This window comes from Mycobacteriales bacterium, assembly GCA_030697205.1.
Classification (GTDB): domain Bacteria; phylum Actinomycetota; class Actinomycetes; order Mycobacteriales; family SCTD01; genus JAUYQP01.
This window is the reverse complement of the sequence record JAUYQP010000015.1, coordinates 61,289-75,365: the sequence shown is the minus strand read 5'-3', so window position 1 is coordinate 75,365 and position 14,077 is coordinate 61,289. Positions and strand designations below refer to the sequence as shown.

Here is a 14,077-nt window from a genome sequence, read left to right as displayed (position 1 = left end):
GTGGACGGGGCGGACCAGGCCCGCACAGCCGGATGTGGCGATCACGACGCCGTCTCCAGCGTGCGTGATCGCCACATCCGGGCTAGCGAGCCGGGCGGGCCGGCCCCCGCTCTGTCAGCCGCACTCCTTGATCCCGCAGAGCAGGGCGGCCACCGGGCCCTCGTAGAGGTAGGGACCGTCGAGGTTGCCGTCACCGTCGAGGATGCGCAGCCGGTCGTCGGTCGCACCGGGGTCGCGGTCGACGAGGACGACACCGTCGAGGTAGTCCTGGCCGGCGCCGACGTCGCGCCACTCGCTGTTGGCCGCGCCGTACTGCACCTGCCCGGCGCCCGGCGCCGGGATGACCACGAGCGTGTCGGTCGTGGTCCCCGGGGAGCAGCAGGGGACGAAGGCGAGCACCTGCGCGTTGTCGGCGGTCGGCCGCCCGACGAAGACCTCTTGGCCCGACTCCCCGCCCAGGGTGAAGGACACCGGATAGGCGGTGTCTTCGCCGACGAACCATGCCTGCCCGAGGACGTAGCGCAGGCCTCCGTCGGTCGAGCCCGCGAAGTGCGCCACGAAGCGAGCGGCGGAGATGTCCGACCCTCGGTCGACCGCCATGGCGAATCCGCGCTTCGCCCCGATCACAAGGTCCTCGTCCGGGCGTTCGCCACGCTCCGGCCACGCCGCCAGGAGGTTCGACGGGACATCAGCTGACGCACGGTCGGATGCATCCGGGTCGGCGGGCTGGGCGTAGACGAATGAACCGTCATCCACACGGATCTGGTCCTGCAAGGGCCCGGTGGGGCCGGTGCGACGGAAGACCGCGCTCCGCCCTGTTGCCACGAGGCGGAAGGTGCGCCCGTCGGCCGCGTAGTCGATCGAGTTCGTCCCTGGCGCACCCACCACGACGACGTGCGGTGTCTCGATTCCGGGCACGATCGCCCTGTAGCCGTCGATCGTGGGCTCCGCGACCTGGTCCAGCAGGAGCAGCGGCGCCTCTTCGCCTGTGGTGGCGATCACCGCGTGGGCCTTGCCCTCCGGCGCCCAGATCTGCAGCAGCACGACCTCCCTGTCGTCCGCGGTGCGCCCGCGGAAGAGCACCTCTCCCGAGGCGTCTGAGGCGGCGTGGACACGGCCCCACTCCGCACGAGCGTCGGAGTCCAGCGCCGTGCTGCCGCTCACCGATGGCCAGTCCAGCGCGTTGGTGGGCCGGTCACCGGTCGTTGTCGGGGTCGCGAAGTCCTGAGGAGCAGTGGTCGGGGTCGTGCCACCGATCATCGCGGGCACCGCGAGGGCGATCGCGGCGACGGCGGCCGTCGTACCGAGGACCGCAGCGAGACCGCGGCGGCGCCGGATCCCGCGGGCCCGACGCTCGATGCCCTCGAAGGGGTCGGCGGCGGGGGAGACCAGGTCGGCGCGACCGGAGAGGGTCGAGCGCAGCTCGTCGTCGATCGGGGCCATCACAGTGCTCCTGCCGGGAGGGCCGCGCGCGGGTCGTCGCGCAGGCCGGAGTCGTCGCGCAGCGCGGTGAGCGCGCGGGAGGTCGTGGACTTGACGGTGCCGACGGAGACGCCGAGCACGCGGGCGACCTCCGCCTCGGGAAGGTCTTCGTAGTAGCGCAGGACGACCATCGCGCGCTGCCGCTTGGTCAGCGTCGCAAGGGCGGTCCACAGCGCGTCGTGCAGGTCGAGGTCGGCGGTGACGTCGCGCCCCGGCCGCTCGGGCAACGACTCGGTCGGTCGCTCGTCGACCCGGCGACGTCGCCAGAACGACGTCTGCGTGTTGACCATCACCTTGCGCACGTAGCCGTCGACGGCCTCGCGCTCGCGGATCCGGTCCCACGCGAGGTAGGTCTTGGCCAGCGCGGTCTGCAGCAGGTCCTCGGCGTCGGGGCGGCTGCCCGTCAGCAGGTAGGCCGTGCGCATCAGCGCGGGCGAGCGCGCGGCGACGTAGGCCCGGAAGGCCTCGCGTCCCTGCTCGTCCATGCGTGCTCCTCAGGTCGGTCTCGTGTCGGTGCTGACAGGGAGGACGCCACCCGCTCGCCGAAGGTTGCGTCCCTATGCTGACGGCGTGGACCGCTTCGTCGTCGCAGGAGGTGCCCGCCTCGCCGGTGAGGTGGCCGTGACCGGTGCGAAGAACAGCGTCCTCAAGCTGATGGCCGCGGCGCTGCTCGCCGAGGGCACGACCACCCTCACCGCCGTCCCCGACATCCTCGACGTCTCGATCATGAGCGAGGTCCTGCGTCGGCTCGGCTGCACGGTCGAGCAGGGCGAGGGCTCGGTCGCGATCGACGTGCCGGCCCAGCCGGGCCACGAGGCGGACTACGACCTCGTACGCCGGATGCGCGCCTCCATCGCCGTGCTCGGACCGCTGGTCGCCCGGTGCGGCGAGGCCAAGGTCGCGCTGCCCGGCGGTGACGCGATCGGCTCGCGGGGTCTCGACATGCACGTCGCCGGCCTCGTCAAGCTCGGCGCCACCGTCGAGAGCGAGCACGGCTACCTCATCGCCCGGGCACCGCGGCTGACCGGCGCGCAGGTCTGGCTCGACTTCCCGAGCGTCGGCGCCACCGAGAACCTCCTCATGGCCGCAGCGCTGGCCAAGGGCACGACCGTCATCGACAACGCCGCCCGCGAGCCCGAGATCGTCGACCTGTGCCAGCTGCTCGTGCAGATGGGCGCTCAGGTCGGCGGCATCGGGACCTCGACGCTCGTCGTCGACGGCGTCGAGTCGCTGTCGCCCGCCACCCACGAGACCGTCCCGGACCGCATCGTCGCGGGCACCTGGGCGATGGCAGCGGTCATGACCCGCGGTGACGTGCACGTGCGCGGCGCCCGCCCCGAGCACCTCGAGATGGCCCTCGACAAGGTCCACCAGACCGGCGCCGAGGTGACGGTCGAGGACGACGGCTTCCGGGTGACGATGGACGAGCGGCCGCGCTCCGTCGACGTCGTGACGCTGCCCTACCCGGGCTTCCCGACCGACCTGCAGCCGATGGTGCTGGCCGTCAACGCGATCGCCGACGGCACCGCGATGGTCACCGAGAACGTCTTCGAGGCGCGCTGGATGTTCGTCGACGAGCTCAAGCGGTTGGGTGCCGACGTCCGCACCGACGGCAAGCACGCCGTCGTCCGCGGGCGCGAGCAGCTGTCGGGCGCGCCGGTGCGCGCCCACGACATCCGGGCCGGCGCGGCGCTGGTGCTCGCCGGCCTCGTCGCCGACGGGGTGACCGAGGTCGGCGAGGTCCACCACATCGACCGCGGCTACGCCGGCTTCGTCGACCAGCTCGTCGCGCTCGGGGCCGACGTACGACGGGAAGCCGCCCCCGCCGAGCTCTTCTAGCGGCTCGGGTCAGGAGCGGACGAGCTGCTCGGCGCGGGTGGCGTCGGCCCGGAAGACGAGCACCGCCCAGCCGGGCGGCGAGGTCTCCGTCGCGGGTGCCGGGGCCACCGTCGCGCGGATGCCGGCCTCGCGCAGGACGCCCTGCAGCATCTCGGCATCGTCGGCCACCCGCACGGTCGCGACCGGCACCAGCAGGCCGAAGTCGCCGGCGGACCGGGCCTTCTCCAGGCGCCGCGCCATGCGATCGTCGCGCTCGGTGGTGGAGAACACCCAGCGGCAGATGAGGATGATCACGCCGAGAGCGCCGAGGGCCACGAGCGGCCCGAGCAGGAAGTGGTAGCTCGACACGATCACACCTGCATGCTCTCACCGCGACGCGCGGTCGGCCATCGGGAACGACGGCTGGTCCGATGGCGTCCCGCGTGCCGGCTCGAATTCGTGACCCAGACGTGACACACCTGGAGGCATCCGCAAGGCGGTCCGGCGCGTCTTCCCCTACAAGGCCGCCCGAACCGGACGGCCCAGGGGAGGTGGCACGTGCACGACACCGACAGCGACTGCCTGACCATCACGCAACCCGACCCGGGCCGTGTGGTGGCCCTCGCGGGACACCTCGACGTCCACGCTGCCGCCGACGTGCGGCTCGCCCTCGCCGACGCCGTCGAGGGCGGTGACGGCGACCTGGTCGTCGATCTCGCCGCACTCGAGGCCATCGACGCGACGGGTCTCGGCGTCCTCGTCGGCGCCCACCGCCGGGCCAGCCGCACCGGCCGGACCCTGGTGCTGCGCGACGTGACCCCGGCGGTGGGCCGGGTGCTGTTCCTGACCCGGCTCGACCGGGTGCTGCGCACCAGCCGGACCCGCTGCGCCTGACGGCCCTACAGCCCTGCCGCCTGCAGGCCGATCAGGCCGCGTGGACGACTACTTCGGCGCCGCTCCGACGCCCGCTCCGCAGGCCGGCCAGCCGTGGGGCACGCCGGCCGTGCAGAGCGGCCCGCCGGCCCGGCGTACCCGTGGGTGGCTCGTCGCCCTGGTCGCCGCGGGCGCGCTGCTCGCCGTCGGCCTGGTGAGCCTGCGCGACACCGCGCAGAGCGGGCAGGTCTCGCAGCTGCGGGCCGTCACCGAGCCCGCGCCGGCCGTCGTGGGGTGGACGGCGAGCTACGTCGACGAGGCGGGGCGGCCGGCCCGCTGGGACCCGTGCGAGCCGATCCGCTACGTCGTGCAGCCGCAGTGGATGCCGCAGCAGGGGCGGCGCGACCTCGCCGAGGCGCTGCGCCGGATCTCAGCGGTCAGCGGGCTGCGCTTCGTCGACGAGGGCGACACCGAGGAGGTGCCGTCGGACGGCCGCGCGGCCTACCAGTCCGAGCGCTACGGCCAGCGGTGGGCGCCGCTGCTCGTCGGGTGGGTGCCGGCCGCCCGCACCGACCTGCCGATCGGTGACGGCACGCAGGGGCTCGCGGTGGCCGTCGCCGTGCCCGGCACCGACGCGGGTGGCCACCTCGTCACCGGGCAGGTCGTGCTCGACGCGGACCACCGGCTGGCGTCGGGCTTCGGCCCGGGAGCGACCGAGGGCGAGGTGCTGCTGCACGAGCTCACCCACGTCGTGGGTCTCGGCCACGTCGACGACGCGACGCAGGTCATGCACGTCACGACGACCAACAGCGAGAGCGAGTTCGGCCGCGGCGACCGGGCCGGGCTGACGGCCCTCGGGGCGGCGGCCGGCTGCCACCCCGCTCCGGCCGCGCGCGAGCTGCAGCTCGGCTGAGACAGGTCTCACACGAGCGTCGCGAGTGTTCCGAATACAGTTCGGTCAGGAGGTGGTCATGACCGAGCGCGACAAGCCCTGGGTGATGCGGACCTACGCCGGGCACTCCTCGGCGGCGAAGTCCAATGAGCTCTACCGGATGAACCTCGCGAAGGGCCAGACCGGTCTGTCGGTCGCCTTCGACCTCCCGACCCAGACCGGCTACGACCCCGACGCCGAGCTGGCCCGGGGCGAGGTCGGCAAGGTCGGCGTGCCGATCAGCCACGTCGGTGACATGCGGCAGCTGTTCGACGCGATCCCGCTCGCCGAGATGAACACCTCGATGACGATCAACGCCACCGCGATGTGGCTGCTCGCGCTCTACGAGGTCGTCGCGGAGGAGCAGGGCGCAGAGCCCGGTCAGCTCGCCGGCACGACCCAGAACGACATCGTCAAGGAGTACCTCTCCCGCGGGACCTACGTCTTCCCGCCCGGGCCGTCGCTGCGGCTGATCACCGACATGGTGGCCTACACCGTCACGGCGATCCCGAAGTGGAACCCCATCAACATCTGCAGCTACCACCTGCAGGAGGCGGGCGCCACGCCCGTCCAGGAGATCTCCTTCGCGCTCGCCACGGCCATCGCTGTCCTCGACTCGGTCAAGGCCTCGGGCCAGGTCCCCGACGAGCGCTTCGGCGAGGTCTGCGCGCGCATCTCCTTCTTCGTCAACGCGGGCGTCCGCTTCGTCGAGGAGATGTGCAAGATGCGCGCCTTCGGCCGGCTCTGGGACGAGCTGCTCGCCGACCGCTACGGCGTCACGGACCCCAAGCACCGTCGCTTCCGCTACGGCGTGCAGGTCAACTCCCTCGGCCTCACCGAGGCCCAGCCGGAGAACAACGTCCAGCGCATCGTCATCGAGATGCTCGGCGTCACGCTGTCGAAGGACGCGCGCGCCCGCGCGATCCAGCTGCCCGCGTGGAACGAGGCGCTCGGCCTGCCCCGCCCGTGGGACCAGCAGTGGTCGCTGCGGCTGCAGCAGGTGCTGGCCTACGAGACGGACCTGCTGGAGTACGACGACATCTTCGAGGGCTCCGTCGTCGTCGAGGGCAAGGTCTCCGACCTGTGCGCCGAGGTGCGCGCGGAGCTGGCCCGCATCCAGGACATGGGCGGCGCCATCGAGGCCGTCGACTACATGAAGACCGCGCTGGTCGGCTCGCACGCCGAGCGGCGCCGCCGCATCGAGGCCGGTGAGGACGTCGTCGTCGGCGTCAACCGCTTCACCACCACCGAGCCGAGCCCGCTGACCGCCGACGTCGACGGGTCGATCCTCACCGTCGACCCGGCCGTCGAGCAGCAGGCCGCCGACGCGGTCCGTGCCTGGCGCGACGGGCGCGACGCGCTCGCCGTCGACGAGGCGCTGCGGGCGCTGCGCGACGCCGCCAAGACCGAGGACAACCTCATGGCCGCCACCCTGGTCTGCGCCCGCGCGGGCGTCACGACGGGGGAGTGGGCCGGCGCCCTGCGCGAGGTCTTCGGGGAGTACCGCGCGCCCACCGGTGTCGCCGGTGCGTCGGCGTCGGGTCCGGCCGGTGACGAGGTCGCCGAGGTCCGCGCGCTCGTGAAGGCGACCGCGGAGGAGCTCGGCGGTCCGCTGCGCTTCCTGGTCGGCAAGCCCGGCCTCGACGGCCACTCCAACGGCGCCGAGCAGATCGCCGTGCGCGCCCGCGACGTCGGCTTCGAGGTCGTCTACCAGGGCATCCGCCTCACCCCGTCGCAGATCGTCGCGGCCGCGGTCGAGGAGGACGTCCACGTCATCGGGCTGTCGGTGCTGTCGGGCTCCCACATGGAGGTCGTCCCGGCGGTGCTGGCCGGCCTGCGCGACGCCGGTGCCGGTGACGTGCCGGTCGTGGTCGGCGGCATCATCCCGGAGTCCGACGCGGTGCGGCTGCGCGAGCTCGGCGTCGCCCGGGTCTTCACGCCCAAGGACTTCGCCCTCAACACGATCATGCGCGACATCGTCGAGGTCGTCCGCGCGGCCCACTGATCGCTGCGCCCGGACGCGCCCCGGTCTGCCGCGTTGCGTCCTGCGGACGGCGTTGCGGTCGCGCGCTCGCGCCGTAGGACGTAACGGGCTGCAGGGGCTGCAGGTGGGGCTGCGCGCTGCCGAAGATCCAGGGGACGCCTGCCCCCTGTTCCTGGAGCGCCCCCTGTGAGTGAGCTGTGAGCCTTGCCGCTGTCCCGTCCGACCTGCCCCTCGCGCGCTCGGAGGCGGCCCTCGTCGCCGCGCGCCTGGTCGCCGGTGTCGAGCAGGTCGTCCACGGCCGCCGCGCCCAGGTCGAGCTCGTCGTCTGCGCCGTCCTCGCCGGCGGGCACGTGCTCGTCGAGGACGTCCCCGGCAGCGGCAAGACGACCCTCGCGCGGGCCGTCGCGCAGTGCCTCGGTGGCACCTTCCGGCGCATCCAGGGCACCGCCGACCTGCTGCCCGCCGACATCACCGGCAGCGGCGTCTGGGAGCCCGAGCGGCGCGCCTTCGCCTTCGTGCCCGGCCCGGTCTTCGGCCACGTCGTCCTGGTCGACGAGCTCAACCGCACCCCGCCGCGGACCCAGTCGGCGTTCCTCGAGGCGATGGACGAGGGCGCGGTCACCGTCGACGGCACCCGTCACCCGCTGCCCGACCCCTTCGTCGTGCTCGCGACCCAGAACCCCCTCGAGCAGTACGGCACCTACCCCCTGCCCGAGGCCCAGCTCGACCGCTTCGCCGTCACCCTCACCCTCGGCGCCAACGACCCGGCCACCGAGCGGCTGGTCGTGCGCGAGCAGCTCGACCACGCGACGGTCGGTGAGCTGGTCGCCGTGACCAGCCCGGGCGAGCTCGCCGCAGTGCGACGAGAGGTACGCCGCACGCACGTCGCCGACGCCGTCCTCGACCACGCGGTGCGGGTCGTCGAGGCGACCAGGTCGCACCCCGGCGTCGTGCTCGGCGCGAGCACCCGCGCGGCGCTGACCCTCGTCCACTGCGCGCAGTCGCGGGCGCTGCTGGCCGGGCGCGACCACGTCACGCCCGACGACGTGAAGGTCCTCGCCCCGCCCGTCCTCGGCCACCGGCTCGTGCTGCGCGACAGCGGCGGCGGGCTGCGGCGCGGGCAGCAGCTGGTCGCCGAGCTGCTCGCGGCGGTGCCGGTCCCGCTCGCCACGTGAGCCCGGCATGAGACCGACCCGCGGTGTCACCGCGGCGGTCGCGGCCGCCGTCGTGCTGCACCTGCTCGGCCGCATCACCGGCGGTGGCTGGCTGGCCCTGGCCAGCGCCGCGGCGCTCGTCCTGCCGCTCGCCGCGGTGCTGCTGCGCCCGCGTCTCGACGGTCTCGAGGTGACCACGACGCCCGTACGCGCCCGGGTCGGCGACGAGGTCGAGGTGCAGCTCGTGGTCCGCAACGCCGGTCGGCGGCCGAGCCCGCCTGCGCGGCTCACCGACACGTCCCCAGGCCTGTCGCCCCTCGTCGTCGCAGTGCCCGCGCTGGCCCCTGGCCAGCAGGTCGCGGCCGTGCTGCGGCGCACCGCCGTCACGCGCTGCGCCACGACAGCTGGTGAGGTGCAGCTGACGAGCACCGCGCCCTTCGGTCTGGTGCGGGTCAGTGCCACGCGTCACGTGGACGTCGCGGTGGTGGTGGCCCCACGGGCCGTCACCGTCACGGCGCTGCCCGAGGGCGGGCAGGGCTCCGGCGGGAGCAGCCGCCCGTTGCCCGGCGTCGGCACCGAGGTGCTCGGCCTGCGGCCGTGGCGGCCGGGCGACGGCGCGCGGGCGGTGCACGCCCGCTCCAGCGCCCGCCACGGACGACCCGTCGTGCTGGAGCGCGAGCGCGACACCGGCTCGGCCGTCGTCGTGCTCTGCACCGGTGCGGGCTCGGGCCCGGAGTGGGAGGCGTCGGTGGCGAGCGCCTGCTCGGTCGCGGAGCAGGCCGTGCGCCACCAGCGCGCCCCGGTCCTGCTGGCCACCGGGCACCAGGCGCCCCGGCTGCCGGACCTCGCCGCCGTCCTCGAGTGGCACGCCGGGCTCGACGCCGCACAGCCGCTCGACGCCGCGACCGTCGCCGCGGCGACGCGCGCGGCGGGGAGCGGGGGCACCGTCGTACTCGTGTCGGGTGGTGGGCTGCTCGTCGACCGCACCGCGAGCGTGCGCCGGGCCTGCGCCGCGGTCGGCGCGGTCGTCGTCGAGGCGGGCCGGTCGTGAGCGGGCTGCGTCTCGCGACCCTCGTCGCCGTCGTCTGCGGGCACCTCGCCGCCGTCGCCGCGACCGTGCTGCCGGTGGCAGCGCTGCTGGTGAGCGTCCCGCTCGTGGTGGCCGGCGCCGTCGTGACGAGCCGCGCGAGCGACCGCAGCGCCGCGCGGCTGCGGGCCGGTGCCACCCTCGTCGCGGTAGGCCTGGCGCTGGTCGTGCTGCCACGGGTCGTGAGCGGTGGGGGAGAGGCGGGGCCGCGCGGGGTGCTCGGGCCGCTGCTCGTCGGCGTCAGCGTCGCTCAGGCCTTCACCTGGGTGCGGCGCCGTGAGCTGTCCGGCGGCCTGCTCAGCGCGCTCGGCCTGCTCGTGCTCGGGGCGTCGTTCGCGCCCGACGTCCTCGTCGGGCTGCCCCTGCTCGCGGGCTGGGTCGCGGTCGTCACCGCGGTGGTCCTCGCCGACCGCGAGCGGGTCGCCGACGGGGTGGACGTGACGCTCGCGGCCGGCTCGCCGCGCGGCCCGGTCGTGACCGCCGCCGCCCTCGCGGCGGTGCTCGGGCTCGCCGGCTTCCTGCTCGTGCCCGTGCCCGAGGACGCCGGGCTGCGCAGCCGGCTGGCGGCACAGGCCCAGGCGCAGCAGTTCAGCGGGCGCGGGGTCCCGGGGGCCTACACCGGCACCCGGGTCGACCTCAGCACCCGCGGTGACCTCACCGACCAGCCGCTCATCGAGGTGCCCGCCGACTCGCCGCCGCTGTGGCGCAGCGGCGTCTACGACACCTGGGACGGTCGTGCCTGGACGACCCCGGGCGACCTGAGGCGGATCTCCGGCCCGCCCTTCGCCGTGGCCGCGCCGACCGGTCCGACCCGCACCGACGACGTGCGGGTCGAGCGCCGCGCCGCCGGCCCGGTCTTCGCGCCGGGTCCGGTCGTCTCGCTCGAGGCCGGCGGGCGCTCCGCGGTGGTCGACGGGTACGGCGCGCTGCAGGGCTCGACCTCGCCGGGCTACCGCGTGACCACCTCCGTCGTGCAGCCCAGCGTCGAGGTGCTGCGGGCCGCCACCGGGCCCGACGAGACCGATCCGCGCTGGACCGCGCTGCCCTCCGGTCTTCCGCAGCGGGTCGTCGACCTCGGCCGGCAGCTGGCCGCGGGTGCGTCGTCGCGCATCGACGTGGTCCGGGCCGTGGAGGCGCACCTGACGGCCACCGCGTCCTACCGCCTCGACTCGCCCGTGCCCGGTCCCGGCGAGGACGCCGTCGACCGCTTCCTGTTCGTCGACCGGGTCGGCTTCTGCGAGCAGTTCGCCGCTGCCGAGGCCCTGCTCCTGCGCGCCGCAGGCATCCCCGCCCGCTTCGTCACCGGGGTCGGTTACGGCGTCGAGGACGGCGATCGGCGTACCTATCGGCAGAAGGACCTGCACGCCTGGGTCGAGGTCTTCCACCCCGGCTTCGGCTGGGTGCCGTCGGACCCGACGCCCCCGTCGACGCAGCTCGCGAGCGCGTCGCTGCGCACCCGGGTCGTCGCTGAGCTCACCGCCGCCCTGCGCCGGGCCGACGACGTCCCCGGTGGCCGGCCCGCGATCGCTGCGGCTCTGCTCGCCCTCACGGCCGCGGTCGCCGGGGTGCTGCTGCTGCGCCGTCGCCGACCGGTGCCCGGCGATCGCCTTCCGCGCGTCGTGGCCGACGTGCGGGGCCGCCCGGCGCTGGCGGCCTTCCTCAGGTACGACGCGAGGCTCGCGGGTCGCGCCCGCCGGCCGGCCGAGTCTCTCGGTGAGCTGCGCTCCCGTCTGGACGCGCCACCCGAGGTCGTGGCCGCACTGACCGTCGTCGAGCAGGAGTGCTACGCCGCAACCGCCCCGGCCCGTGCTCCCGAGGCGGCCGAGGTGCTCGACCGGGCCTGAGCCCGAGTGGCGCACACTGTCGGGTGTGAGCGACGAACCGCGACCTCGCGCGCGGGACCTGGTGCGCACGAGGTCCCGGCGCTACACCGCGCCGGACACCGGGCGGATGCACCACATCGGCGCCGCTCCCGAGGTCGTGCCCGTGCACACCGAGGAGGGCGTCGAGACCGCCCGGACGACGTCGTGACAGCTGGCCGACCGCACCGTCGCCCAGCTCGAGCAGCAGCGCGACCGCACCGCGCGCGACATGGCCCGGGCCGCCGACGACCTGGATTTCGAGGCTGCCGCCCGGCTGCGCGACGAGCTCGCCGCGGTCGAGCAGGAGCTGTCCGGGCGCGGCTAGCGCGCGGGCGCCGCGACGCCCCAGAGCGCCGCGACGTGGGTGACGTCCGTGCCGCAGCAGCCGCCCAGGGTGGTGATCGACGGCAGCTGCGCGAGCACATCCGCGACGCTGGACCGCAGCAGGCCGCGGTCGCCCTCGTCGAGCTCCTCCATGACGTCGAGCTCGGCGTGGGTGAGCATCGACGCGTTGGGGCGCAGGCACTGCAGGCGCGACTGCCACGCGCCGCCGTCGAGGGCCGGCAGCAGGTGGGTGGGGTGGGCGCAGTTCACGCCGTACCAGTCGGGCGCTGCGGTGGCGTCGGTCTGCTCGACCGCGTCGCGAAGCGGCGTGCCGTCGGGGAGGCGCCCGTCGGTCTCGACCGTGAACGAGACGCCGACCGCGACGCCGACCTCGCGTGCCGCGCGCACGACGCCGACGGCCTCCGCCACCTCGCTGAGCGTCATGGCGTGCACGACGTCCACGCCGGCCTCCGCGAGGCTCCGCACCTGGGGCAGGTGGTAGCCCGCTGCCTCGTCCGCGCGGTGCCCTGCCGCGACGTAGCCGTCGCCCCGCGGCCCGACGACGCCGGACATCCGGACCCGGGCACCCGGGGGCGCCACGTCCCGCACGAGTGAGACGGCCGAGCGGTTGACGCGGTCCAGCGCGGCGGCGTCGTAGCCGAGCCGCGCTCCCCAATCGGCGTTGGCGCGCCACGTGGGCGTCTCGAGCACCAGCCCAGCACCTGCAGCGGAGGCCACCTCGACGTAGTCGCGGTAGTAGGTCGCCAGCGCAGTCGCTCCTGCCGTTTGCTCCACCAGCGGGAACGCCGCGAACTCCGGCAGGTCGAGTCCCTTGTGGAACAGCAGGTCCGTCTCCAGACCACCGTCGGTCACCCACTCCAGCGCCATGACTTTCCCCTCCCTGCGATACGGACTGCCTGGACCTAGCCGAGGCTGGCGGTCACGATGTGAGCCGACATCCGGGCGAGGACCGGTCCGGTCCCCCACCGCGTGCGCAGCGCGGCTGCGACCTGCCCCGTGCACGTCTCGAGGTCACCGCGCGCCTCGATCTCGGCGCGCAGCGGTGTGCCTCGGCAGTAGCCCCGTGCGAGGTCGTCGACGCTCGGCGCGCGGCACTCGCGCTCGACCGTCTCGACGTCGAGGTCGCGGAAGCCGGCCATCGCCAGGTCAGCGGCGACGCGGTCCACCTCGTGGTAGCCGTGCGGCACGCGGGCGAGGAAGGACGGTGGGTCGTCGGGGAAGACGGCGGCGAGAGCTGCCATGACCTCCGCCTCGACCTCGTGCGTCGCGAGCGCTGCCCAGGTGGTGAACAGGAAGCGGCCACCGGGTCGGAGCACCCGTGCGACCTCGCGGTAGGCGGCCGGCCGGTCGGGGAAGAACATGACGCCGAACTGGCAGGCGACGAGGTCGGCGCTGTCGTCGTCAAAGGGCAGCTGCATCGCGTCGGCCTGGCGCCAGGTCGCCGCTGGTGCCTTGGTGCGTCCGACGTCGACCATCGCGTCGTTGAGGTCTGTCGCGGTGGTCCGCGCAGCGGGCAGGGCGACCGCAAGGGCCCGCGTGAGCACACCTGTGCCCGCGGCGAGCTCGAGCACGTCCTGCGGCCCGTGCGCGGCCGCACGGGTGGCGAGGTCGGTGGCCCATGGACGGAAGACCGCGGGGACCAGGAGCTCGTCGTACGCCGTGGACATGTCCTCGGCCCAGATGTGACGTGCCTCGTCAGGCATCCCTCGACGGTAGAGCAGATTGCCTCTGAGCGGCAGGGCTCGCGCGACCTGCGCCCCCGGCAGGGCTAGCGTCGCGGCGTACGCCTCATCCGCATGACCTGCTCGGTCGACGGCGTCGGCCGCGTGCATCGACGTGCTCTCCATGCGCGTGCGACGCGAGCGACCCGGCGTCCGCGCCTGGGAGCGCGGGGGATCACTGGCCGAAGGGACGCGAGACGCACGTGCTGAAGTACGGCAGCGTCGACAGGTCGGCGGCCACCCGGACCTGTCGACCGCCGTCGTACCGGCGCCCGCTCGGCTCGTAGCGCCAGCACCCTCGTGGCAGGACCACGTCGCGCGTGCGAGCACCCTCGCGCAGGACGGGTGCGACCAGGACGTCGTCGCCGAGCATCCACTGGTCAGCCACGTCCTGCAGGCTCGGTTGCGGGTTCGAACGGTGAGAGCCTCCCGTCCGGTGCCGTCCAGACAGCGTGGCTGCGCACGATCGGGTGGTGTCCCGGAGCGTCTGTGGCCGCGGTAGCTGACAACCCGCCTGCTGCAGCGCTGTCAACTCCTTCGGTTGCTCCACGCCTTCGGCGTAGATCTGGCTGCTACCGCGCCGCGGAGGCCCGAGCTCAGCTCGACCCGCCTTGCGTGCGAGATGCTGGTCCGCTGACTGCTCGAGAGGCAGTCGGTGGAGCCGGAGCTCGGGCCGGCGGCTGGTGGGGCCACGACTTCCCCTCATCTGGACAACGCTGTGAAGACCACGCTCGGGTTCCCTTGGGGACCGTCGCGTCGCTGACGACGAGGACGGCCAGGAGTACGGCGATCAGTCCCACGCCGTCAGTCCTACTAGCCC

The 14,077-nt window shown here is 74.3% G+C and carries 15 protein-coding genes; 9 read left to right on the top strand and 6 right to left on the bottom strand.

What is annotated here, in order from left to right; genetic code table 11:
• Positions 1–114 precede the first annotated feature (114 nt).
• Both Q8R60_05790 and Q8R60_05785 read right to left on the bottom strand, forming a co-directional pair.
• Entirely contained in the window at positions 115–1,443 is a 1,329-nt protein-coding gene (locus tag Q8R60_05790) for a hypothetical protein (GenBank protein MDP3711980.1), read from the bottom strand.
• Positions 1,443–1,967, bottom strand: a complete 525-nt coding sequence (locus tag Q8R60_05785; GenBank protein ID MDP3711979.1) for a SigE family RNA polymerase sigma factor — start codon at positions 1,965–1,967, stop codon at positions 1,443–1,445. The genes Q8R60_05790 and Q8R60_05785 overlap by 1 nt, the downstream gene beginning before the upstream one ends.
• 85 nt (positions 1,968–2,052) lie before the next feature.
• Between Q8R60_05785 and murA the strand changes: the two genes are divergently transcribed.
• Positions 2,053–3,321 (top strand): UDP-N-acetylglucosamine 1-carboxyvinyltransferase, encoded by a 1,269-nt coding sequence (gene murA, locus Q8R60_05780; GenBank protein ID MDP3711978.1) that lies wholly within the window; start codon positions 2,053–2,055, stop codon positions 3,319–3,321.
• Between the two features lie 9 nt (positions 3,322–3,330).
• Here the strand turns inward: murA and Q8R60_05775 are convergent, their stop codons facing one another.
• The gene (locus Q8R60_05775; protein MDP3711977.1) at positions 3,331–3,669 is read right to left on the bottom strand and encodes a hypothetical protein; all 339 of its coding nucleotides are present in this window, start codon (positions 3,667–3,669) and stop codon (positions 3,331–3,333) included.
• Between the two features lie 189 nt (positions 3,670–3,858).
• Here Q8R60_05775 and Q8R60_05770 point away from each other — a divergent pair, with 189 nt between their 5' ends.
• The 8 genes from Q8R60_05770 to Q8R60_05735 all read left to right on the top strand — a co-directional run bounded on the left by Q8R60_05770 (position 3,859) and on the right by Q8R60_05735 (position 11,516).
• A complete protein-coding gene (locus tag Q8R60_05770) occupies positions 3,859–4,194 on the top strand; it encodes an STAS domain-containing protein (protein MDP3711976.1) in 336 nt (111 codons plus the stop codon).
• Positions 4,195–4,234: 40 nt separating this feature from the next.
• A complete protein-coding gene (locus Q8R60_05765; protein MDP3711975.1) occupies positions 4,235–5,086 on the top strand; it encodes a matrixin family metalloprotease in 852 nt (283 codons plus the stop codon).
• A 58-nt stretch (positions 5,087–5,144) separates the two neighbouring features.
• A complete protein-coding gene (locus Q8R60_05760; protein MDP3711974.1) occupies positions 5,145–7,109 on the top strand; it encodes a methylmalonyl-CoA mutase family protein in 1,965 nt (654 codons plus the stop codon).
• Positions 7,110–7,285: 176 nt separating this feature from the next.
• Entirely contained in the window at positions 7,286–8,263 is a 978-nt protein-coding gene (locus Q8R60_05755) for a MoxR family ATPase (GenBank protein ID MDP3711973.1), read from the top strand.
• Between the two features lie 7 nt (positions 8,264–8,270).
• On the top strand, positions 8,271–9,293 hold the full coding sequence (locus Q8R60_05750) for a DUF58 domain-containing protein (GenBank protein MDP3711972.1): 1,023 nt from the start codon (positions 8,271–8,273) through the stop codon (positions 9,291–9,293).
• A complete protein-coding gene (locus tag Q8R60_05745) occupies positions 9,290–11,173 on the top strand; it encodes a transglutaminase domain-containing protein (GenBank protein MDP3711971.1) in 1,884 nt (627 codons plus the stop codon). The genes Q8R60_05750 and Q8R60_05745 overlap by 4 nt, the downstream gene beginning before the upstream one ends.
• A 25-nt stretch (positions 11,174–11,198) precedes the next feature.
• Positions 11,199–11,360: a hypothetical protein gene (locus Q8R60_05740; GenBank protein MDP3711970.1), complete on the top strand. Its 162-nt coding sequence runs from the start codon at positions 11,199–11,201 to the stop codon at positions 11,358–11,360.
• Between the two features lie 3 nt (positions 11,361–11,363).
• The gene (locus Q8R60_05735) at positions 11,364–11,516 is read left to right on the top strand and encodes a UvrB/UvrC motif-containing protein (protein MDP3711969.1); all 153 of its coding nucleotides are present in this window, start codon (positions 11,364–11,366) and stop codon (positions 11,514–11,516) included.
• Here Q8R60_05735 and Q8R60_05730 read toward each other — a convergent pair.
• The 3 genes from Q8R60_05730 to Q8R60_05720 all read right to left on the bottom strand — a co-directional run bounded on the left by Q8R60_05730 (position 11,513) and on the right by Q8R60_05720 (position 13,963).
• A complete protein-coding gene (locus tag Q8R60_05730) occupies positions 11,513–12,403 on the bottom strand; it encodes a homocysteine S-methyltransferase family protein (protein ID MDP3711968.1) in 891 nt (296 codons plus the stop codon). The two genes, Q8R60_05735 and Q8R60_05730, sit on opposite strands and share 4 nt — an antisense overlap.
• A 35-nt stretch (positions 12,404–12,438) precedes the next feature.
• Positions 12,439–13,239 carry a methyltransferase domain-containing protein gene (locus Q8R60_05725; protein ID MDP3711967.1) on the bottom strand — a complete coding sequence of 267 codons (801 nt, stop codon included), beginning with the start codon at positions 13,237–13,239 and terminating at the stop codon, positions 12,439–12,441.
• A 193-nt stretch (positions 13,240–13,432) separates the two neighbouring features.
• Positions 13,433–13,963 (bottom strand): glycoside hydrolase family 31 protein, encoded by a 531-nt coding sequence (locus Q8R60_05720; protein MDP3711966.1) that lies wholly within the window; start codon positions 13,961–13,963, stop codon positions 13,433–13,435.
• Between the last annotated feature and the right edge of the window lie 114 nt (positions 13,964–14,077).

Bases quoted from the DNA above. Each gene is read 5' to 3' on its own strand.
- Q8R60_05790 (MDP3711980.1), bottom strand. From the start codon at position 1,443: ATGGCCCCGATCGACGACGAGCTGCGCTCGACCCTCTCCGGTCGCGCC.
- Q8R60_05785 (MDP3711979.1), bottom strand. From the start codon at position 1,967: ATGGACGAGCAGGGACGCGAGGCCTTCCGGGCCTACGTCGCCGCGCGC.
- Q8R60_05760 (MDP3711974.1), top strand. From the start codon at position 5,145: ATGACCGAGCGCGACAAGCCCTGGGTGATGCGGACCTACGCCGGGCAC.
- Q8R60_05750 (MDP3711972.1), top strand. From the start codon at position 8,271: ATGAGACCGACCCGCGGTGTCACCGCGGCGGTCGCGGCCGCCGTCGTG.
- Q8R60_05730 (MDP3711968.1), bottom strand. From the start codon at position 12,403: ATGGCGCTGGAGTGGGTGACCGACGGTGGTCTGGAGACGGACCTGCTG.
- Q8R60_05725 (MDP3711967.1), bottom strand. From the start codon at position 13,239: ATGCCTGACGAGGCACGTCACATCTGGGCCGAGGACATGTCCACGGCG.
- Q8R60_05720 (MDP3711966.1), bottom strand. From the start codon at position 13,963: ATGAGGGGAAGTCGTGGCCCCACCAGCCGCCGGCCCGAGCTCCGGCTC.